17 protein-coding genes and 1 pseudogene are annotated in these 20,478 nt (G+C 60.1%); 15 read left to right on the plus strand and 3 right to left on the minus strand.

From position 1 onward, the window contains the following. The first annotated feature begins 4 nt into the window (after nucleotides 1–4). The 8 genes from MJ205_RS05455 (at nucleotide 5) to MJ205_RS05490 (ending at nucleotide 7,451) form a co-directional block, all read left to right on the plus strand. Nucleotides 5–976, plus strand: a complete 972-nt coding sequence (locus MJ205_RS05455) for an acyl-CoA dehydrogenase family protein (RefSeq protein ID WP_239811540.1) — start codon at nucleotides 5–7, stop codon at nucleotides 974–976. After that, on the plus strand, nucleotides 973–1,743 hold the full coding sequence (locus tag MJ205_RS05460) for an SDR family NAD(P)-dependent oxidoreductase (RefSeq protein WP_239811541.1): 771 nt from the start codon (nucleotides 973–975) through the stop codon (nucleotides 1,741–1,743). Before MJ205_RS05455 ends, MJ205_RS05460 begins: the two co-directional genes overlap by 4 nt. Before the next feature lie 12 nt (nucleotides 1,744–1,755). After that, nucleotides 1,756–3,036: an SDR family oxidoreductase gene (locus tag MJ205_RS05465; protein ID WP_239811542.1), complete on the plus strand. Its 1,281-nt coding sequence runs from the start codon at nucleotides 1,756–1,758 to the stop codon at nucleotides 3,034–3,036. Further along, complete coding sequence (locus tag MJ205_RS05470) at nucleotides 3,029–3,727, plus strand: carboxymuconolactone decarboxylase family protein (protein ID WP_239811543.1); 699 nt, start codon at nucleotides 3,029–3,031, stop codon at nucleotides 3,725–3,727. Before MJ205_RS05465 ends, MJ205_RS05470 begins: the two co-directional genes overlap by 8 nt. A 23-nt stretch (nucleotides 3,728–3,750) precedes the next feature. Further along, on the plus strand, nucleotides 3,751–4,743 hold the full coding sequence (locus tag MJ205_RS05475) for a Bug family tripartite tricarboxylate transporter substrate binding protein (RefSeq protein ID WP_239811544.1): 993 nt from the start codon (nucleotides 3,751–3,753) through the stop codon (nucleotides 4,741–4,743). A 119-nt stretch (nucleotides 4,744–4,862) separates the two neighbouring features. Beyond that, nucleotides 4,863–5,852, plus strand: a complete 990-nt coding sequence (locus tag MJ205_RS05480) for a Bug family tripartite tricarboxylate transporter substrate binding protein (protein ID WP_239811545.1) — start codon at nucleotides 4,863–4,865, stop codon at nucleotides 5,850–5,852. 133 nt (nucleotides 5,853–5,985) lie between these two features. Next, nucleotides 5,986–6,972, plus strand: a complete 987-nt coding sequence (locus tag MJ205_RS05485; protein WP_239811546.1) for a Bug family tripartite tricarboxylate transporter substrate binding protein — start codon at nucleotides 5,986–5,988, stop codon at nucleotides 6,970–6,972. Between the two features lie 62 nt (nucleotides 6,973–7,034). Beyond that, nucleotides 7,035–7,451, plus strand: a complete 417-nt coding sequence (locus MJ205_RS05490; RefSeq protein ID WP_239811547.1) for a DUF4124 domain-containing protein — start codon at nucleotides 7,035–7,037, stop codon at nucleotides 7,449–7,451. 52 nt (nucleotides 7,452–7,503) lie between these two features. Here the strand turns inward: MJ205_RS05490 and MJ205_RS05495 are convergent. The 3 genes and pseudogenes from MJ205_RS05495 to MJ205_RS05505 all read right to left on the minus strand — a co-directional run. Continuing rightward, nucleotides 7,504–7,809, minus strand: a pseudogene (locus MJ205_RS05495) (thymidylate synthase); the annotation flags it as partial. A gap of 545 nt (nucleotides 7,810–8,354) precedes the next feature. Then, the gene (locus tag MJ205_RS05500; protein WP_342395183.1) at nucleotides 8,355–8,762 is read right to left on the minus strand and encodes a DNA/RNA non-specific endonuclease; all 408 of its coding nucleotides are present in this window, start codon (nucleotides 8,760–8,762) and stop codon (nucleotides 8,355–8,357) included. Between the two features lie 281 nt (nucleotides 8,763–9,043). After that, a complete protein-coding gene (locus MJ205_RS05505) occupies nucleotides 9,044–9,298 on the minus strand; it encodes a helix-turn-helix domain-containing protein (RefSeq protein ID WP_239811548.1) in 255 nt (84 codons plus the stop codon). A 480-nt stretch (nucleotides 9,299–9,778) separates the two neighbouring features. Between MJ205_RS05505 and MJ205_RS05510 the strand changes: the two genes are divergently transcribed. From MJ205_RS05510 to MJ205_RS05540, 7 genes are all read left to right on the plus strand, one after another. Further along, complete coding sequence (locus tag MJ205_RS05510; protein WP_239811549.1) at nucleotides 9,779–10,156, plus strand: hypothetical protein; 378 nt, start codon at nucleotides 9,779–9,781, stop codon at nucleotides 10,154–10,156. Next, on the plus strand, nucleotides 10,149–10,664 hold the full coding sequence (locus MJ205_RS05515) for an HAD domain-containing protein (RefSeq protein ID WP_239811550.1): 516 nt from the start codon (nucleotides 10,149–10,151) through the stop codon (nucleotides 10,662–10,664). Before MJ205_RS05510 ends, MJ205_RS05515 begins: the two co-directional genes overlap by 8 nt. 12 nt (nucleotides 10,665–10,676) lie before the next feature. Beyond that, nucleotides 10,677–11,249 carry an HAD domain-containing protein gene (locus tag MJ205_RS05520; protein WP_239811551.1) on the plus strand — a complete coding sequence of 191 codons (573 nt, stop codon included), beginning with the start codon at nucleotides 10,677–10,679 and terminating at the stop codon, nucleotides 11,247–11,249. Nucleotides 11,250–11,274: 25 nt separating this feature from the next. After that, the gene (locus MJ205_RS05525) at nucleotides 11,275–11,766 is read left to right on the plus strand and encodes an HAD domain-containing protein (protein WP_239811552.1); all 492 of its coding nucleotides are present in this window, start codon (nucleotides 11,275–11,277) and stop codon (nucleotides 11,764–11,766) included. Nucleotides 11,767–11,900: 134 nt separating this feature from the next. Continuing rightward, nucleotides 11,901–12,227: a helix-turn-helix domain-containing protein gene (locus MJ205_RS05530; RefSeq protein ID WP_239811553.1), complete on the plus strand. Its 327-nt coding sequence runs from the start codon at nucleotides 11,901–11,903 to the stop codon at nucleotides 12,225–12,227. Between the two features lie 88 nt (nucleotides 12,228–12,315). Next, nucleotides 12,316–15,276 carry a DEAD/DEAH box helicase gene (locus MJ205_RS05535; protein WP_239811554.1) on the plus strand — a complete coding sequence of 987 codons (2,961 nt, stop codon included), beginning with the start codon at nucleotides 12,316–12,318 and terminating at the stop codon, nucleotides 15,274–15,276. Nucleotides 15,277–15,282: 6 nt separating this feature from the next. Further along, the gene (locus tag MJ205_RS05540; RefSeq protein ID WP_239811555.1) at nucleotides 15,283–20,457 is read left to right on the plus strand and encodes an Eco57I restriction-modification methylase domain-containing protein; all 5,175 of its coding nucleotides are present in this window, start codon (nucleotides 15,283–15,285) and stop codon (nucleotides 20,455–20,457) included. Nucleotides 20,458–20,478: the final 21 nt, after the last annotated feature.

Below are 20,478 nucleotides of genomic sequence, written 5' to 3' on the forward strand. Positions count from 1 at the left end.
GGGGATGACGATGCAAAGTGAAGAGCTGCAGCCCGAGGAGTTTGGGCAGGCGGCGCAGGCGGTCATCGCAGCGCTGCAAGGGCAAGGCCCGGCCGAGGCGGCTACCGCCATGGCCGATGCCGGCCTGTTTGGTATCTGCGCCGATGAAGCGCAGGGCGGCCTGGGCCTGCCGCTGGCATTTGCGATGCCGGTGGTGCGGGTGGCCGGGCAGATGCAACTGTCCTACCCCTTGCCCGAGCAGATGGCCGCCAGCAAGGCACTGCAAGGCACGGAGGCCGGTGGCCAGCTGCTGCGCGGTGAGAAATCGCTGTGCGTGGTGATGGCCGCGCAGGCCGCTGGCGACTGGAGCGGGGTGGCGCGCAATGGCCAGCAGGCCGACTATGCGCTGGTGCAGAGCGATGCCGGTTTTGCGCTCTACGACAAGGCGGCGCTGCGCTGCCAGGCCGAGGAGATGCTGGACCCGGAAGTGCCCCAGCTGTGGGTATCCACCACCGGTGCCACGCCGCTGCTGACCCTGGACGCGCAGCAGTCGCAGGCTTTTTGCACCGATATCCAGCTGCTTTGGGCCGAGTATGTGAACGGGCTGTGTGCCGGCGCGCTGGAGCGCACTGCCGATTACCTGCAGGCGCGCGTGCAGTTTGGCCGGCCGCTGTCGGCCAAGCAGGCGGTGCGCCACCACCTGGCGCGCATGCGCCTGCTGCTGGAGGCATCCAGCGCCCAGGCCTGGCGTGCGCTGCGTGCGGACGCATGCGATGCCCCGCGCGAGGCGGACAGCGCCTTGGCCGCTGCGTTGAACCAGGGCGCCTGGGTGCTGGAAAAAGCCATCCACCTGCATGGTGGTATGGGCTTTACCTGGGAGCTGGGGCTGCACCGCAGCCTGCGTGAGCACAAAAAGCTGGACGCCAGCCTGGGTGCCGGTGCGCTGATGCGCGCCGTGGGCGCTGACTTTATCGACCGTTGTGAGGTGACGCCATGACAAGGGCCATCGCGAGAGACATGGAGGGCCGTGTGGCCCTGATCACCGGCGCCGGTGCCGGTATTGGCCGGGCCACCGCGCTGCAACTGGCCGCGCGCGGTGCGGTGGTGGCGGTGAATGATTTGAAGGATGCGCTGGTGGAAGAAACCGTGGCCGCGATCACCGCGCAGGGCGGCCAGGCCTTTGGTGTGGTGAAGAACGTGGCCACGCGCGAAGAGATGACCGCCGCCGTAGACGAGGCCCATGCGCGCTACCAGCGGCTGGACATCCTGGTCAACAACGCCGCCTGGGTGCGCTACCAGTCGGTGAGCGAGATCATGCCCGAGACGGTGGACCGCATGCTGGACATCGGCTTCAAGGCGGTGCTCTGGGGCATCCAGGCCGCTGCGGCCCGCATGGATGCGGAGCGCGGAGGCGCCATCATCAATGTGGCCTCGGTGGCGGCGCTGCGCTCTGCCGGCAGCTCGATGGTGTATTCGGGCATCAAGGCCGGCGTGCTGGGCATTACCCGCGCTGCGGCGGCAGAGCTGGGTGAGCGCAACATCCGCGTCAATGCGGTCTGCCCCTCGGCCGTGCCGACCGAGGGCACGCAGCGCAACCGCAATGCCGAGCGCGATGCGGGCCGCGTGGCCAAGACGCCGATGGGACGCCTGGGCACGGTGGACGACATCGCCGGCACCATCTGCTTTCTCGCCAGCGATGCTGCGCAGTTCACCACCGCGCAGGCGCTGGTGGTGGACGGCGGCATTACCTTCACCAACATCTGAGGCGCCCGCTCCATGCCCGCTGTCTTGATCACCGGTGCTGCCTCTGGCATTGGCCGCGCTGCCGCGCTGCAGTTTGCGCAGCAGGGCTGGGATTGCCTGCTGGTCGACATCAGCCCGGCGATTGCCGCGCTGCCTGCGCACTGCCTGGCGCAGGGCGCCGCCAGTGCGCAGGCCTTTGCGCTGGACCTGACCGATGCGCAGGCGCTGGCCCAGCTGGGCCGCCAGCTGGCTGAGTTGCCAGCGCTCGATGCGCTGGTCAACAACGCCGGTATCTCGGACAGCAGCGGCCGGCCGCTGGCCGAGCAGGCGCCCGCGCAATGGCAGCGCCTGCTGCGGCTGAACCTGCAGGCACCGCAGGCCTTGTTCGACACCTGCCTGCCGCGACTGAAGCCGGATGCGCGCATTGTCAATGTGTCCTCCGGCGCAGGGCAGAAGGCCATTCCCTGGCGCGGCCTCTACAGCCCCAGCAAGGCCGGGCTGATTGCCTGGTCGCACAGGCTGGCGCAGCGCTACCCGCAGCTGGGGGTGACCACCTTGTGCCCCGGTTTTGTACGCACCGAGCTGGTGCAAGGGCTGATGGATGCAGGCCGCCTGGCGCTGGCCGATGCCGTTGCGAAGATTCCGCTGGGCCGCCTGGCCGAGCCCGAAGAAATGGCCGCAGCGCTGGTGTTTTTGGCGCAGCCGCAGGCGCATGTGCTGTCGGGCCAGGTCCTGTCGGTCGATGGCGGATCGGGCATTTACGGCGGCAGCAGCCGCTGCGCGCTGAGCACGGCTGTGCCTGCGCCTTTGCAGACGCCGCTGCATCTGCAGCTGCAAGCGGGCAGCGATGCTGCTTGTGATGGCGCCTGGTTGCAAGCGCTGCAGGCGGATGCGCCTGCGCATGCGGCTGCAACAGGCGCGCTAAGCCAAGGGGTGGTCAGCACCCAGGCGCTGGCGCCTGCTGTCAGCGATCTGCTGGAGGCCGTGCTGAGCGCCGGCCAGCAATTTGCAGCCGCCCATGCGCGCGATGCCAGCTTGCTGCTCTTGCTGCCAGCTAGCGCGCCAGCCAATGTGCCCGCCTGGCAGCACCAGACGGCGTTGGCTGCCGCGCGCATGCTGGTCGCCACCCTGGCCTGCGAATGGGCCACGCAGGGCCTGCGCATCAATGCGCTGCTGCTGTCGCCTGAACAGGCCACGGGGGCGGCTGTGGCGCAACTGCTGCCGCTGGTCCGTTTTCTGAGCGGGGCGCAGGCGCAGTTTGTGACCGGGCAGAGCCTGGATATCTCAGGCACCAAGGAGCGCTACCATGGCTGAATGGGACACCGCCGCCGTTGAAGCCTTGTACCGCCAGGAGCGTGGCTACTGGCGGCCCTGGAACGCGCAGTTGCTCGCCCGCCGCCCGGCATTTTTGCAGGCCTATGCGCACTATGCCGGCTACCCGGCGCGCAGCGGCGGCCTGAGCGAGCGCATGGTGGAATTGGTCTATGTGGCGCTTGATGCCTCCGCCAGCCATTTGTTTGCCAGCGGCTTGAAGCTGCACATGCAAAAGGCGCTGGCCTGCGGCGCCAGCGATGACGACTTGCTCGATGTGCTGACCCTCGTCTGCCTGCAAGGCGCAGGCGCGACTGCGGCGGCGCTGAACGAGGTGGCCCAGGTGTATGGTCTGCTACCCGGCGCAGAGTCCACGGCGGAAGACCTGCCGCCAGACCTGTGGGCGCGGCTGCAGGCGCTGGACCCTGCCTATTTTGGCCATCTGCAGGCGCTGGCCAGCACGGCTGAAAGCGGCAAGGGCCTGAGCGCTGGCGAGCGCTGCCTGGTCACGATTGCGCTGCATGCCTGCTTTACTGCCCACCAGCCCGAGGCCTTGCGCGCAGCCTTGCAGCAGGCCCATGGCCTGGGCGTGGCGCGCGATGCGGTGGTGCAGGTCATCCAGATGGGCGCGCACCTGGCGGTGCATGGCACGGCGCTGGGCATCACGGTACTGGCTGAGCTGGAGGCGGCATGACATCGAACGACAAGGAGACAACCATGAACCAGCTGCGTAGCGAACGCCGCACCCTGCTGATGGCGGCCATGGCTGCCGCTCTGCCTGCCGCACTTCCCCTGGCGCGGGCGGCCGCGCCGTGGCCGAGCAAGCCGGTGCGCCTGGTGGTGACCAGCTCGCCCGGATCGGGCGGCGATGTGTTTGCCCGCTTGCTGGCGCCCGGCCTGCAGGCAGCGCTGGGCCAGCCCTTCTATGTGGAAAACAAGGTGGGCGCCAACGGCATCATCGCCAATGACTTTGTCGCCAAAAGCAGCGATGCGCACACGGTGCTGTTTGCGCCGTCGTCGGCCATCGTCATCAACCCCTTTATCCAGCCCAAGCTGCCCTATGACACGCAGCGCGATCTGCTGCCGGTGGGCCAGATTGGGCTGTCGGGCATTTTTCTGGTGGCCAATCCGGAGACCGGCATTGCATCCTTGGCCGACCTGGTGCGCTATGCCAAGGCCAACCCGGGCAAGCTGTCCTGCGGCTCCTGGGGCAATGGCTCGTCGGGCCATCTGGCGCTGGAGGGCCTCAAGGCCCATTACGGCATCGACATCCACCATGTGCCCTACAAGGCACTGTCCACCGAGCTGTCCGACATCATCGGCAACAACATTCCGATGGGCTTCATGGACATCGCGTCGCCCGTGCCGCATATCCGCAATGGCAAGCTGCTGGCCGTGGGTGTGACCGGCACACAGCGCGCACCGGCCACGCCGCAGGTGCCGACCTTTACCGAGCAGGGCTTCAAGTTCGATGCGGACGGCTGGTATGGCGTGTTTCTGCCGGCCGGCAGCTCCAACCCCGAGATGGTGGAGCGGCTGAACCAGGCGCTGGCGCAGGTGGCGCAGAGCGCCGATATCCGCAAAAAGTTTGAAGACCAGAACATGGCGCTGCCTGCCGTCAAACCGGCGGCAGAGTTTGCCCGCTCCATCCAGTCCGATATGAAGATCTGGGGTGGTCTGGCCAAACTGGCCGATCTGAAGATGCCGTAACGAGCGCGCTGGCGGCTGCACCGGGCGCGACAAGCCCGGGCAGCGCTGACATGGCCAGCGATAGAACCAGGGGGTAGCTGCGGCAAGGGCCGGCTATCCGCAGTCAACAGGAGACAAAAATGACCGATTCATACGCAAGCTTCAACCGCCGGCAGATGCTGCTGGGCCTGCTCGCCGCAGCAGGCGCCGGCACAACGTGGGCCAACACCGCCTGGCCCAACAAGGCGATCCGGATGATTGTGCCGGGGCCGGCCGGATCGGGCGGCGACATCTTTGCGCGCATGCTGCTGCCGCCGCTGCAGACCTCGCTGAAGGAAAGCCTCTACGTCGAGAACAAGGCCGGCGCCAACGGCATCATCGGCAATGACCATGTGGCCAAGGCCCAGGCCGATGGCTATACCTTGCTGTTCTCGCCGTCGTCGTCGATTGCGATCAACCCCATCATCCAGCCCAAGATGCCCTATGACGCCATGCGCGACCTGGCGCCCGTGGCGCAGGTGGGTGCAGCGGGCGTGCTGCTGGTGGCCAACCCGGCGACCGGCTTCAAGAACCTGGCCGACATGGTGCAGTACGCGAAGGCCCACCCGGGCCGCCTGGCCTATGGCTCCTGGGGCAGCGGCTCGACCGGCCACCTGGTGATGGAAGGCATCAAGGCCCATTACGGCCTGGACATGCCCCATGTGCCCTACAAGGGCACCGCTGTGGAGCTGGGCGATCTGCTGGCCAACACCATTGGCGTGGGCTTTATGGACATTGCCTCGCCGATTCCCCATGTGCGCAGCGGCAAGCTGCGTGCGCTGGGCGCCACCGGATCGGCACGCGGCCCGGCGCTGCAGGATGTGCCGACCCTGACCGAGCAGGGCTACACCTTCGATGCCGACGGCTGGTATGGCGTGTTCGCGCCCGCCAAGACGGACCCCAAGATCATCGACCGCCTCAATGCCGATCTGGGCCAGGCGCTGGGCAGCCCCGAGATGAAGGCCAAGTTTGCCGAGCAGAACATGCTGATCCCTGCGCACAAGTCGGCCGCCGAGTTCAGCCAGGTCGTCAAGCGCGACATGGCGCTGTGGCAGCAACTGGCCAAGGTGGCCAAGCTCAAGGTCGATTGAGCGCCACCCGGGGCAGGCTGCGGGGCTGAAGGCGCTGCAGCCTGCCCAGGGACCCTCTGTGCCGCAACGGCACAGCCCACTTTTGCAATGGTCTGGCAATTGCCCGGCAGACAGGCTGGGCAAGGAAGGTCTTATGTCCATACCCATACGGATTTCTTGGCGCGCTACAGCCCTGGGGCTGGGCTTGGCTTTGTGCACGGCAGCCGCGCCGGCAACTGAGGTGCAGGCCGCTTTCCCCCACAAACGCGTGACGATCGTGGTGCCGTATTCGGCCGGCGGCCTGACCGATACGCTGGCCCGGTCGCTGGCGGCCAAGCTCGCTACGCTTTGGGGCCAGCCGGTGGTGGTGGAGAACCGCGACGGCGCGGGCACCATCATAGGGACCAGCGCAGTGGCACGCACCCCGGCCGATGGCTATACGTTGCTGTTCACCAGCTATGCCTACACCTCCAACCCGGTGCTGCGCCGCCAGCTGCCCTATGGGCCCGATGCCTTCCGGCCCGTGGGCCTGCTGGGCTCCAGCCACAATGTGCTGCTGGTCACCAACCGCTTGCGCGGGCAGTCGCTGCAGCACTTGATCGACCGCGCCAAGGCCGAGCCCGGTTCGCTGAAGCTGGCCTCATCCGGCCCCGGGTCGAGCCCGCATCTGGGCGCCGAGCTGTTTGCGACGAAGGCGGGTATCGGCTTTACCCATGTGCCTTACAAGGGGCAAGGCCCGGCGATGACCGATCTGATGGCCGGTGTGGTCGATGGCATGTTTGACGGCATGTCGTCGTATGCACTGGTCAAATCCGGCAAGGTGGCGGCGGTGGCCATCGCCTCCGAGCAGCGCCACCCGGACGCGCCCGAGATTCCGACCTTCAAGGAGCTGGGCATGGACTTTGTCAGCGGCAGCTGGTTTGGCATGCTGGCACCGGCCGCCACACCCGATGCGGTGGTGCAGCAGATCAATGCCGATCTGCACCGCGCCGTGGAAGACCCTGCAGTGCGCGCGCAGATTGCCAAGACCGGTTTGCTGGTAGCGCTGTCCACCCCCGAGGCCTTTGGCCAGTACCTGCAGACCGAAACCCGCAAGCTGCAGGCGCTGGTCAGGAGCGGCGTGCGCATCGAGTTGAACTGAGCCAGGGGCACGGGGGCGGGCTGCCGCATAATCGGCTTTTCGCCATCTTTCTGGACCGCGCCATGCCCCTTGACCGCCATACCCTCGCTGCCGGATTGCTCGCCACTGCGTCTTTGCTGAGCGCACCGGCATGGGCCATCAACAAATGCGTTGATGCCCAGGGCCGCACCAGCTTTCAGGATGAGCCCTGCGCGGCCGGGCAGAAGGCCGAGACCATCACCGTGACACCGTCCAGCCAGGGCATCAACCCGCGCGAGCATGACCGCCCGGTCACCAGCCGCCCGGCGGATAACCCACCGGCGTCCGCACCACCGGCAGCAGTACCCGCGGATGCCCCCGAGCCGCGTCCGGCCGATTGCCCCGATCCGGAGCGCATGAAGAGCATGCAGATCGAAGCCGAATCGATTGCGCTGCCGCTGCCGATCCGCAAGCAAAAGCGGGCGTCGTTCGAGGCGCTGAAGGCGCGCTGCGGGGGCTGAAGGCCCTATGGCTTCCACCTGAGCAAACGCCCGCGATAGCGGGCGTTTCTGTTTATACCGCCATCGGCGCCGTCAACGGCGCATGGTGCTGGTAGCCTTCCAGCCAGAAGTCCGACGGTTCGACCTTTTCCAGCCATTCGGGCTGGTACTGGCCGGTCACCGCGTAGTCGGGGATGCGGTCCGACAGCACCAGCTTGGGGGATTCAAAGGGCTCGCGCTTGAGCTGCTCCTGCAGCATGTCCAGGTGGTTTTCGTAGATGTGGGCATCACCGATGAAGTAGGTGAACCAGCGCGGCGTGTAGCCACTCAGGCGCCCCATCAGGTGCAGCAGCGCGGCGCCTTCGGTCAGGTTGAAGGGTTTGGTCACATTCCATGCTAAGGGGTCTTTTGTCTTCATAGAGTATTTCACCATCTTATGGGTTCACTGACTTAGATTTGAACTGCTTGGTGAAAGTTACTTTGAGGGCTTGAACTGGAAGGAGGTAGTGAGTTCACCTCAACAGTAGACTTGGCTATTGCTGGCTCAGTTGGTTCCCTTATTGTATTCGTCGTTCAGTCGCAGAGCTTTCCCGATTCCAGGCCCAGCTCTTCCAAAGCCAAGTATGGGTGCGGTTAGTTCAGTAAACAGACTGAGGGGATGCAGGGGTGTTCAGCTCGGCCACTTGCCGCGTGCATGCCTTGATTGCCGTGTTGTGTCGTTTGCGGGATTGAAGGTACATGACTTAAGCTGGCCGAGGCTACTTCTTCAAAAGTTCTAATCCTGTTTGCTGCCTGAAGTCAGCATAGGAATAAGGAGTAAAGGCCTGTTTGTCTGCGCTGTTGGTATGCCAGTGAGCCCAGCTCTTGCCAGTGCTATTGTCCAAGACCACTTTGTAGATTGACTCTGGCAGGCGCACCTTGTCTTCACCAATGGTTTGGGGAGCCTTGCCGAACGGCGGGCCGGTAATCACAAAGACAACCCCCTAAGCTCGGCGTACGTACCTCTGGGTGTCCTGTTCTATTTTTTGACCAGGCTCCGCTGTTGTGGCAGGAGTCCTTCGGAACTACGTTGGCCAACGAGAACGACTGAGCGTTCCCTTCCAGGGTGCTCATATCTCCTGCTGGGGCCATGTGTCCTCTTGACCACCCCGAGTATTTGACGTCGTTCAGTTGCGACCGCTCAGCGAATGTAATATGGGCTTTAGGATAGAACCAGTTTGCGCAGGGAAGGTTCTGGGCGTCCGAAAGCACGGCTGCATTGAGCCGCTGGAACACGTAAATCGGTGCTTTGGTCTCTCCTGAATACAGGACCGCAAATTCGTTGAAGCACAGCTCACGTAGCTGGACGTCGGAGGCTTGGCTGAGAAGAACTGAGGATAGTCAGCAAAACCGGCGGGCAAGGCCGGGGCCATCCAATGCGCCGCGCAGGCGAGGTCCCAAATTTTCTTCATGGAGATAGGTTAGTCGTAACGGCCAGCTACCTTGAAAGACTCTGGTGGAGATGAGTTGCTTCAAGAGCTTCACTGAGCTGGGTGCGCCTCAGATAGGGACTAGCTGTCAGATGCAATCACCCACCAGGAAGGGGCGAGCATCAAGCACGTTGAACCAGGCGCTCACTTCTCGAGCGATGGGGTTTGGCGAATCTCGCGGATACGTCCAAAGAATTCAGCACCGCTGACATCAAGTGCCTCGCACCAGTGGTCAAGTTCAATTGCATCCAGGCGACGCTGTCCGCTTTCGCACCGACTGACGTATTGCTGCGTAGTCTTAAGTCGTCCTGCTAGCTCTACCTGCGAGATGTTTTGTTTGGTGCGGAGCTCCTTGAGAAGCACCAGAAACTGCCGATACTCCGGCGTGTGTAGAGGCATGCCCGACTGATACGTATTGCTAAAGAGGCGGTAGAGTGCAGGTAAATTAGAATTACACCAAAATTGTGTACATCAAATTGATGTATTCATGCAAATGATTCAACCTTGTTCTCGACTTCTCAAAGCTCCAATCGCAGAGCTATCAGATTTTGCTCTGGAGAGCACTTTTCTCTGTCCGCTCAATTTAGAACCTATGTCATGTGAAGCAAGCGGCTCTTCCCTGTTCCAACAGGTGACTGGTCAATACAGCAACTCAAGGAGTTCAATGAGGTCCAGTCTAGTTTGGGCTTCACTCCATTGCGGCGATGCTGAAGAGTCCTTTCAAGACGCTCACGGGCTATCCGCGCACGTTAGTACCGAAGACCAATGGGCACCATGCAGCGTCGGAGTCGACAGAAAATGTTTGTGAGCGCGCTAGAGCACAAATGCCATAACCCCTTACTAGAAAAAAGTCTGCCCACCGCACATGGGTGGAGTCACATGTACGCGGTCCTGAAGCAGGATATGCGTCCAACGTTCACCGTCACAGGTAGTGCTTTAGGTGATGATGCCGCACCCAAATTAGTTGGCACTGCCTCTGATGCCGCTTCGCTATGGTGTTTGCATGACACTTTCGCTGGGGCACGCATTCTTGGAGTGGACTGCATGATTTGGCAGAGTGCAGCGTCAGCTTGGTGTTCAAGGCCGGTAGAGCAGGTCTGGGTGGAGCCTGGCCGAGAGACGACGGACGTGTATCTGAAATTTCGTGATGAGCCAGATGCGTTTTACGACGCGTACACCTTTCGCATTGTCGAAAAGAAGACTGGTGTGGACTGGGTGCCGTTGTTCACCGTTTCGGAGCTGTCCGTCTGTGAGTAGTCATATTCTTGATTCGAGCCTTCAGGAGCGCGGTCGGCGCGTGATTTTTCTGGATTTTGACGGTGTGTTGCATCCACTGGGGACGCTTGCTGATGCACGGCCGCCACTTGAGCCGGCCACCATCAGAGAACGTTGGCCTCAAGCGTTGGAACACCTGGGAATCCTCGCCTCCCTGTTGCATGGTCATCATGAGATTGCAGTGGTCGTCTCCAGCTCCTGGCGCATGTTTTTGAACGACGAGCAATTGGGTGAACTGCTTGCGCCCATAGGTCCATGGTACGAAGGCTCCGTAGGTCTTCCGTACCAAGGGCGAGCCATTGCCATCCAAGCTTGGCTTGAGGTTAATCGCGTGGACGACTACCTCATCCTAGACGACCAAGCTGACTACTTTCCTGGATTGGCGAAAGCCTGGCCCACGCTCATTCTTTGTGACAGCGCTTCGGGCATTTCTGACGAGCAGATGCAACACCGAATTCGCCAATGGATTGACCATGGCTGTCCCACTTGAGCCCATCACTCTATGCGTACCACGAGACCTATTCTTTTTCTGGATTTCGACGATGTCATTTGCCTCAACCAGCCCTATGGTGGATACGATGTACTAAATGCGTTTTCTCAAGCCTCTCGGGATGGAACACCTATCAATGCCAAAGATGCACTGTGGCCCCGTTTGTTCAATAAGCGCGCTACTCAGTACTTGCAGCAAGTGAATGAGGAGTTCGCTCCGAACTACGTGCTGTCGACCAGTTGGCGTTGGTTTTTCGAGCGAGACCAATTGGCGCAAACGCTTGAGCTAGCAGGATTGAGCTTTGTTGCGCAAAACCTGCACCAGGACTGGACTACACCTCAGATTTCACGTGATGCCCAACGAGCCGTAGAAATCAGACGCTGGCTATCAAACCATCCAGAGTCTGCAAACGCATGGGTCGCACTGGACGATGAGCTGTCTGGAACCGGCTTTTCCACTTGGCCGTGGGACAAGCAAAATTTCGTGGTTCTGTGCCAAGAGGGCGTGGGACTGCAAGACCCAGAGTATCAGTGCCTGAGGGAGGCATTCGCTCTGCGCATCGGTTCACAGGACCGTTCGAGGTAGTTGTAGCTCTTAAGAAATAGCCCACATGACTCGACAGGTTCTATATCTGGACTTTGATGGAGTTCTTCACCCGAGCCCCGTATATCGCCATCCCAGGCGGGGCATGTACTTCGGTGTTTCGCACCAGCACCATACTTTGTTTGAGAACGCACAAGTCCTTCAAGATGCACTAGCTCCTTATCCGCAGTTAGCTATTGTGTTGTCAACGTCTTGGGTGCGCGTATTAGGCTATTCAAGGGCCAAAGCCTATCTGCCCGAGGAACTGCGTCAGCGCGTGATTGGTGCAACGTTCCACAGCCGGCTGAACAAAATGGAGTTTGACGCAATGACCCGCGGGGCGCAGGTGCTGGCTGATGCCCGCCGCCGGGGTGTAACTCAGTGGTTGGCCATCGATGATGACAATGACGGCTGGCTGAGCGCTGCCGAATCGCACCTGGTGCTGACTGACGAGAATCTGGGGCTTGCTAACCCAGAGTCAGTGACAGAACTGGTCGCCAAGCTGAAGAAATTTAATTGAACATGAGCATGTCACGCCAATTCCGCACTTCACAGACAGCGAGTTTCTGGGGGGCGGCTCCTTTGAGCTGTTCAAGCGTAAGCACTCTGATTAGAACGCTTGCCCGCTGGAATCATTCATATCAGGACGTTTAAGTGGTCACAAGAAAAAGCGTACCTATCGACAGGGCCCTGAAATCTTTGGGAAAGAATATCGAGCTTGCGCGGCGCAGGCGCGGGGTCTCTCAAGCGGATTTCGCGTCGCGCATGGGCGCTTCGGTGAGCACCTTGCGTCGGCTGGAGGATGGCCATCCAGGCACAGCGCTCACGTACCTGGCCAGCGCGCTGCTGGTGTTTGGTGAGTTGGAGAAGCTGAGCCTCATGATGGACACGCAGTTTGATGCCACGGGACTGGCGCTGATGGACTCAGAACTACCAATCCGGATTCATACAAAGCGTCGTCACATGCCCAAAGCCTTCTGACGGTCTAGCTCAATGCACCTTTTTTGGACCTCGCCAAGGCTTGCAATTATCATTCGTATGTAACAAAAATCTAGAACTTCGTACATACATGCTTTCCTTTGCTCCAGGTGCCCGTGTTCTTATCCGTGATGAAGAGTGGTTAGTGAGACGGGTTGACCCGTCAAAGGACGGTGGATGGTTACTGACTTGTGACGGTATTTCTGAGCTGGTTCGAGGGCGCGAAGCACTTTTTTTGACAGCGCTAGAAGGACCTATTGAGGTGCTGGACCCCGCGCAGACCAAGCTGGTTGCCGACACAAGCCCCACTTACAACGCCACCATGTTGTATTTGGAGAGCATGCGCAGGCGCAGCATTGCCAATGATGAGCGCATCCATCTGGGGCACAGGGGGGTGATGAACCTCGTTCCCTACCAACTGGACCCTGCCTTACAAGCTTTGCACCAACCGCGTGCACGCATCTTGATTGCCGATGCGGTGGGCTTGGGTAAGACGCTGGAAGCTGGCATTTTGGCCACCGAACTCATTCAGCGCGGTCGGGGCAAGCGCATTTTGGTGGTAACCCAAAAAGCCATGCTCACGCAGTTTCAAAAGGAGTGGTGGAGCCGTTTTTCCATTCCTTTGGTACGTTTGGACTCGCTGGGCTTGGCGCGTGTACGTAACCGCATTCCAGCTAATCACAACCCGTTCAACTACTTCGACCGCAGCATCATCTCGATGGATACGCTCAAGAGCAATCTTGAGTACCGTAACTATTTGGAGAATGCTTGGTGGGACATCATCGTCATTGATGAATGTCATAACGTTGCTGCTCGTGCCGGGGAATCTGGGCTATCCCGCCGCGCTCGTCTGGCTCGTTTGCTCTCTAACCGTTCCGACACCTTGATGCTGCTGTCGGCCACACCCCACGATGGCTCTGCGCGTAGCTTTGCGTCTTTAATGAGCTTGTTGGACGCCACGGCCATTTCTGACCCCGACCACTACACGCCGCAAGACTTTCGCAACAAAGGCTTGGTAATTCGGCGTTTCAAAAAGGACATTCGCGACCAGGTCTCTGCAGATTTCCAGGACCGCATTACTACGTGCCTGCGCCAAAGCGCCTCCGCACATGAAGAAGCGGCCTATCGTGCATTGTTAGACATTCGTTTCACCCAGGGAGGCAACCATAAAGCTGGTCGCCAGCAAGAGCTGCAGCGCATCGGCATGCAAAAGGCTCTGTTCTCCAGCCCAAAGGCAGCTTTGCAATCCACAAAGCGGCGCATTGCACTGTTGGAAGGTCGCCCAGCTATCTCAGATGACGAGCAAATAGAGGTTACTGGCCTGCAAGAGTTTCAGGAATCGCTGCAGGCACTCGTCAACGACAGCCGTGCGCACAGCTTTAGCCGATACCAAAAGCTGTTGCAGCTGCTGCAATCCAGTGACTTCGGCTGGAGCAAAGACGACGCAGGCGACCGCTTGGTGATTTTTTCGGAGCGCATTGAAACCCTGCACTGGCTCCAAGAGCAGCTTACTCGGGACTTGAAGCTCAAACCCAAGCAATTGGAAATTTTGCACGGCAGCATGAGTGACATTGACCAACAAGAGCTGGTGGAGCGATTTGGCCGAAAAGACGACCCCATCCGTGTACTTGTCTGCTCAGACGTGGCTAGTGAAGGTTTGAACCTGCACTACTTCTGCCACCGTTTGGTGCACTTTGATTTGCCGTGGTCTTTGATGACCTTCCAGCAGCGCAATGGTCGTGTGGACCGTTACGGCCAGCAGCACCAGCCGCACATCGTCTACCTGTTCACCGAAACCGTGAATGAGAAAATTCGGGGTGACCTGCGCATTCTGGAAATTCTGGAGCGTAAGGACGAGCAGGCCAACTTTAACTTAGGTGACCCATCCGCCTTCTTAAATGTGTACGACCCGGAAAAGGAGGTTGAAAAAGTCAGTGACTACATGGCACAAGGCGTCACGCCAGAACAGGTGGAGGCCGAGCTAGACCATGCTGCTACCACCACAGGCGATAACGACGCAGACTTCTTGATGGAGCTGTTCGGTGGTGGTGCTGATTCGGCTCCAGACACAACCACTGCTACAGCCGAACACACAGGCTCCAGCATCGACCAAATTGATGAGCCCGCCTCGCTGTTTGATAGCGACTACCACTATGCCAAGGCTGCGCTCACGCAGCTCAATAAAGAAGACACCTTGTGCCAGTGGACCCCTGCCGATGAAACAAAGATGATTTCGTTGACGGCCCCGCGTGACCTGCAAGAACGCCTCAAGCAGCTGCCTAAAGAAGTACAGGCTGATAACGACTACTACACCCTCACTACCGATACTCAGCGCGTGGTCCTAGCCATTGAAACTGCGCGTCAAGCTCGTGCAGAGGAGGAGAGCTGGCCCCAACTGCATTACCTGTGGCCCCAACACCCCATCATGGAATGGATTGGCGACCGTGTCCTTACCCAATTCGGTCGACACTGCGCGCCGGTGCTGGAGTGTTTGAAGCTGCAAGCTAAAGAGCAAGCTTTCATCTTGATGGGCTTGGTACCCAACCGCAAAGGCCAACCACTGCTGGTGCAGTGGCAGGTGGCTCACCGTGTGCCCAATGCTCAGGGGCAAGGTGCTTTTACCCTGCAATCGTTTGACGACTTTGCCGCGCGTGCAGGCCTCAAGGCCGGAAAACTACCTAACCGAGTTCAACTCCAAGACGCTCATCCCGCCTTGCAGACCTTGCAGACCGCCTTGCCTGACGCCGTAGCAACCATGCACCAGCACATGGTGCAAGCGCAAAGCAGCTTTGCCCAGCAACTGTCCACCCGACTTACAGATACTTTGGCTGAGTTGGAACGCCTGCAAGGAAAACAAGTAGAGCAGCTTGCTCTCGACCTGGAAGGCCAGATTGAAACCATCAAACGTGGCCGTTTAGAGCAGCGCACCCAGCAAATCAACCGCGTTTTTGATGACTACCGCCTGTGGGTGCAAGACACCCTGACCACTGAGCCCCAGCCATGGATTCAGGTCATCGCCGCAGTCTGCCACCCCGAAAGAGCCGGAGCGTAATTCCCCATGCGAGTTTTAGAAGCCGTTCAAACCTTCGCTGGCATTGCCAACGAAAATGAGTTTTACAGCCACCACTACCTGTCAGAAGTCTTCAAAGGCGACATCAAAGACCGCCTTTCAGGATGGGATGCTGAGGAAGCTCAGCACCCCGGCGATGAAGCCCACCGCGCCCCAGCCAAACGCTTGCAAGGCTGGGCGCAACGCTGGTTCTCTTTGCGCAACCAAGTGCAGCGCGGCAAAGATGAAAATGAGCGTTGGCACAGTTTTGTGCAAATGCAAACCGGCCTGCTGCAAGCACTGGGCTATGCACAGCCGCCGCTTAGCTGCACGCTGCATGAGTTCAGCTCTGGCCTGCCTGTGCCGCTGTGGCTCTTGCAAGGGCAGCAGCTGGCCATCATTCCAGCCTACCAGCCCAGCCGTGAAGACGATGACCTGCTGGACCACCAACTCACCGCCTTCCACTATGGAGCAGAACCTTTGCCACTGCAAATTAAGGGTGAGTCGTGGGCCGAGCTGCTGTCGGAGGCGGTTTTCGGTGGTGAGCAACCACCGCGCTATGTGCTGTTGTTGGGTTTGGATGAATGGCTGTTGCTGGACCGCTACAAATGGCCCAACAACCGCGCCTTGCGCTTTGCGTGGACTGACATTCTGGACCGTAAAGACGCTGACACCCTCAAAGCCTGCGCGGCCCTGCTGCACAACGACAGCCTGGCCCCCGGCGAAGGCAATAGCCTGCTGGAAAGCCTTGACGAAAACGCCCACAAACACGCCTTTGGCGTGAGCGAAGACCTCAAGTACGCGCTGCGTGAAGCTATTGAGTTGCTGGGCAACGAAGCCGCCAGCCAGCTTGAAGCACAAGCCGTGGGCCACAAGAAAAGCGTGTACTCCGGTCAATACAAGCTCGACGCCGACCAGCTCAGCCTGGAGTGCCTTCGCATGGTCTACCGCCTGCTGTTCATGTTCTATATCGAGGCGCGGCCAGAGCTGGGCTATGTGCCCATCACCAAGAGCGAGGTTTACCTCAAAGGCTACAGCCTTGAAAGCCTGCGTGACTTGGAGCTTCAACCCTTGCCCACCCCGCAGGCGCAAGAAGGTAACTACTTTGACCAAACCCTGCGTCGCCTGTTTAGTTTGGTGGCCCAGGGTTGCGGTCTGGCGGGTGAGCAGGCCGAACTGCGCGATGTGCGCGATACCAACCTGCCCAGGCTGCAAGGTGCCAAAGACACTTTTGCGCTGGCCCCGCTGGACAGCCGCTTGTTTGACGACAGCGGCGTACCGCTGCTGGCCAAGGTGCGTTTTCCCAACCTGGTGTGGCAACGCGTGATTAAGCTGCTGTCGCTGAGCAAACGCAGCGGCAAGGGCCGCCGCTCAGGCCGCGTCAGCTACCAGCTACTGTCCATTAACCAATTGGGGGCGGTGTATGAGGCCTTGCTCAGCTACCGCGGATTCTTTGCGCAAGAAGACCTGTACGAGGTCAAACCCGCCCCCAAAAAAGCCAGCGCCGCTGCCAGCGATGATGAGGGTGACGATGGCGATGAAGCCGAAGCCTCCAATACCCGCAAAGCGCGCGACACCGACAACAGCGCCGACATGCTGGAAAACGCATGGTTTGTGCCCCGCAGCCGCATTGACGAATACCGTGATGATGAAAAGGTGTACGACGTTGAAGACGGCCGCCGCCGCTTGCGCATGTACCCCAAGGGCACGTTCATCTACCGCTTGGCTGGCCGCGACCGCCAAAAAAGCGCCAGCTACTACACCCCGCAAGTGCTCACCCAGTGCTTGGTCAAATACGCGCTCAAAGAGCTGCTGTCTCCAGAAAACGGCCGCGTGCAAAAGGCCGATGACATCTTGGCACTCACCGTGTGTGAGCCTGCAATGGGCAGCGCAGCCTTCTTGAACGAAGCCGTGAACCAGTTGGCCGAGGCCTATCTGGAGCGCAAACAAGCCGAACTCAAGCAACGCATTCCCCACGACAAGTACGCGCAAGAGCTGCAAAAAGTGCGCATGTACCTGGCCGACCGTAACGTGTTCGGTGTGGACTTAAACCCCGTGGCCGTTGAGTTGGCCGAAGTGTCACTGTGGCTCAACGCCATTTATGGGGAAGAAGAAAACGGCCAACCCTTGCCAGCCCGCGTGCCATGGTTTGGCTACCAATTGTTTGCAGGAAACAGCCTCATTGGTGCCCGCCATCAGGTCTACAACGCCGCGGCCCTGAAAAAAGGCGCCAAACCCGCCTGGCATGAAGAGTCCCCGCGCCGCGTTACCGCCAGTGCGCCGCGCCGTGCGGATGAAATTTGGCACTTCTTGCTGCCAGACCCTGGTATGGCCAACTACGGCGACAAAGACGCCAAAAAACTCTACTCCGCAGACTTCGGCCGCCTGAAGACTTGGCGCAAAGCCTTCTGCGCCCCCTTGGCTGCGCACGAAGTGGCTCGCCTGCAGCAGCTCAGCCAGTGTGTGCAAAAGCTCTGGGAAGAGCACACTAAAGCCTTGGCGCGTGACCGCGCCCTGACTGAAGATGCTGTGGCCGTCTGGCCTGAAACGGTGCAAGCATTACAAGCCAAATCGGCCTCTAGCGCAGATACGGCTGGCGCAAACAGCTCTCAAAAGCGTATCAGCCGTGCTGAGAAAGAGCATATTCGCCAGCAAGGCCTGCTCAATGAAGATGGCGACTTGGCCACACCGTTCCGCCGCCTCAAGCTAGTGATGGACTACTGGTGCGCCTTGTGGTTCTGGCCCATTACACGCAGCGAAGAGCTACCCACCCGCGAGCAGTGGTGGATGGAGGTCGGAGCCATCTTGGAAGGTAATGTGGTGGACTTGGTTCCCACAGTCAGCCAGCAGTTTGGGCTGAACTTTGCCGCCAGCACTGTGCCTACCGTAGAAGCTGAAACCGTGGTGCCTGATGTGCAGTCTGATATTTTTGGTGGTGTACAACTGGCCTTGTCAGCTCAGCAGCAAGACGACAAGCACCAATTGCACGACAAGCTTGGCCAATTGCGCATCAGTAAGCTGCGTGAGCATTTTCCCAATATCAAGCTGGTGGAAGGTATTGCTGACCAGCGGCGCTTTATGCACTGGGAGCTCTGCTTTGCTGATGTTTTGCGGCAGCGCGGTGGCTTTGATTTGATTCTGGGGAACCCTCCGTGGCTCAAAGTGGAGTGGAACGAGTCAGGTATTTTGGGTGAGCGCAACCCCATGTTTGCCGTGCGCAAAATCAGCGCCAGCGATTTGGCCAAGCTTCGCGCCGAAGCCTTTACCCAGTTCCCCGGCCTGCAAACCGACTGGACCGACGAGCTACAAGAGGCCGAAGGTACGCAAAACTTTCTCAACGCCGCGCAGAACTACCCGCTGCTCAAAGGCGTGCAAACCAACCTCTACAAATGCTTTATCCCGTTGGCTTGGGGGCTAGGCAGCGCGCACGGAGTGGCCGGTTTGCTCACGCCAGAAGGGCCTTATGACGACCCTAACGGCAGTGGCTTGCGCGAGGCGCTGTACCAGCGGCTTGCCGCCCATTTCCAGTTTCAAAACGAGTTCAAGCTGTTCCCAATTGGCAATCGCAACAAATTCGGCATCAACATTTATGGCCCGGTGAAGCCTGCTCCTGGCTTTGACCTGATTGCCAATCTCTACAGCCCCAACACTATCGAGGCCTGCTACCGGCACGACGGCATGGGCCTGCCGGACGGCATTAAAAACGCAGAAGACCAGTGGAACACCGCCGGCCACCGCGACCGCATCGTGCGTGTGGACGAGGCCGCGCTGGTCACTTTTGCCCAGCTCTACGACGAACCCGGCACCCCGGCGCGCCGCGCCCGCCTGCCCGCGCTACACGCAGGTGCTTTAAGCAGCGTTCTGGCCAAGCTGGCCGCTTACTCGCGTCGCTTGGCTGATGTAGGTGATGGCTACTTTTCCACGGTCATGTTTGACGAAACCTATGCACAGCGGGATGGAACCATCAGCCGCCGCCCCAGCACCGACCCTGGTTTTGCCGCCACGCCGCACGACTGGGTGCTGTCCGGCCCGCATTTTTTTGTCGCCAACCCGTTTCACCAAACCCCGATGCGAGTGTGTAACACCCACCGGGCTTACGAGAAACCGGATTTAGTAACCCTGCCCGACGACTACCTGCCGCGCACCAATTACCGGCCAATGGACGACCGCGTCGAATACCTGCGCCGCACGCCCCGCGTCAGTTGGCTGGAGCCGGGTGAAACGCAGGGGAGGCCGGTGACGGAGTTTTTCCGGCTGGCATTTCGTGGAATGTTGTCGAATTCAGGCGAGCGCACCCTGACGGGCACGCTGATTCCACCGCAAACCGCCCATATACATGGCGTGCAGTCCACTGCCTTTCAAGATACCGCCGACTTGCTATCGGCAGGCTGTATCAGCAGTGCATTGGTGGCCGACTGGTACATGAAATCCATGGGGCGCAGCAATTTGATGGGCACCTGGTTGCAACTGCCGCGTTTTGCCTTGTCGCCCGCGTTGGCCAGCCGCTACCTCACTCTCAACTGCCTAACCACCCACTACGCTCCACTGTGGGAAGAAGTCTATGACTTGGACTTTGCCGACCAAAGCTGGAGCCAGCCTAGCAATCCACGGCTACCACAAGATTTTTGGTCATCGCTGACCAGCACGTGGACGCGCGACTGCGCTTTGCGTAGCGACTATGCCCGCCGCATGGCTCAGGTCGAAATCGATGTGCTGGCGGCACAGGCGCTGGGTCTGACGCTGGAAGAACTACTGCTGATTTATCGTGTGCAATTCCCCGTCATGCAAGGCTATGAGCGCGATACCTGGTACGACATCAAAGGCCGCATCGTCTTTACCAACAGCAAGGGCTTGGTCGGAGTGGGCTTGCCCCGCAAAGGCGGCCCAAAAACCCCGCGCACCCGCATGACCACGCCTGATGGCAAGGTGGACATCCGCCCCTTGGGCTGGGACGACCTGTGGGCCTACGCCAACGCCGAAGCCGACGACAGCCCCGAAGTGCTGCACGCCGGCGGCAAGCCCAAGGTGCCCGACGGCACGGTGATTACCCAATGGGTGCTGGACGACACCCTGCCCGGCGGCCCCCGAGAGATAGAGCGCAAGTACGTGGCGCCCTTTGTGCGCGCCAATCGTGAGGACGACTACCGCATGGCGTGGGCATTCTTTTCAGAGACTCAAAATTAATAGCTGCCTGCGCTTATCTAG

Origin of the sequence: Comamonas sp. B21-038 (assembly GCF_022387135.1) — a bacterium.
In the GTDB taxonomy this organism is placed as follows: Bacteria; Pseudomonadota; Gammaproteobacteria; order Burkholderiales; family Burkholderiaceae_C; genus Comamonas; species Comamonas sediminis.

What these genes read in the sequence shown, in the direction of transcription:
- MJ205_RS05510 (WP_239811549.1), top strand. Translation starts at nt 9,779, where the DNA reads ATGTACGCGGTCCTGAAGCAGGATATGCGTCCAACGTTCACCGTCACA.
- MJ205_RS05470 (WP_239811543.1), top strand. Translation starts at nt 3,029, where the DNA reads ATGGCTGAATGGGACACCGCCGCCGTTGAAGCCTTGTACCGCCAGGAG.
- MJ205_RS05475 (WP_239811544.1), top strand. Translation starts at nt 3,751, where the DNA reads ATGAACCAGCTGCGTAGCGAACGCCGCACCCTGCTGATGGCGGCCATG.
- MJ205_RS05490 (WP_239811547.1), top strand. Translation starts at nt 7,035, where the DNA reads ATGCCCCTTGACCGCCATACCCTCGCTGCCGGATTGCTCGCCACTGCG.
- MJ205_RS05520 (WP_239811551.1), top strand. Translation starts at nt 10,677, where the DNA reads ATGCGTACCACGAGACCTATTCTTTTTCTGGATTTCGACGATGTCATT.
- MJ205_RS05505 (WP_239811548.1), bottom strand. Translation starts at nt 9,298, where the DNA reads ATGCCTCTACACACGCCGGAGTATCGGCAGTTTCTGGTGCTTCTCAAG.
- MJ205_RS05460 (WP_239811541.1), top strand. Translation starts at nt 973, where the DNA reads ATGACAAGGGCCATCGCGAGAGACATGGAGGGCCGTGTGGCCCTGATC.
- MJ205_RS05455 (WP_239811540.1), top strand. Translation starts at nt 5, where the DNA reads ATGACGATGCAAAGTGAAGAGCTGCAGCCCGAGGAGTTTGGGCAGGCG.
- MJ205_RS05465 (WP_239811542.1), top strand. Translation starts at nt 1,756, where the DNA reads ATGCCCGCTGTCTTGATCACCGGTGCTGCCTCTGGCATTGGCCGCGCT.
- MJ205_RS05485 (WP_239811546.1), top strand. Translation starts at nt 5,986, where the DNA reads ATGTCCATACCCATACGGATTTCTTGGCGCGCTACAGCCCTGGGGCTG.
- MJ205_RS05480 (WP_239811545.1), top strand. Translation starts at nt 4,863, where the DNA reads ATGACCGATTCATACGCAAGCTTCAACCGCCGGCAGATGCTGCTGGGC.
- MJ205_RS05525 (WP_239811552.1), top strand. Translation starts at nt 11,275, where the DNA reads ATGACTCGACAGGTTCTATATCTGGACTTTGATGGAGTTCTTCACCCG.
- MJ205_RS05540 (WP_239811555.1), top strand. Translation starts at nt 15,283, where the DNA reads ATGCGAGTTTTAGAAGCCGTTCAAACCTTCGCTGGCATTGCCAACGAA.
- MJ205_RS05535 (WP_239811554.1), top strand. Translation starts at nt 12,316, where the DNA reads ATGCTTTCCTTTGCTCCAGGTGCCCGTGTTCTTATCCGTGATGAAGAG.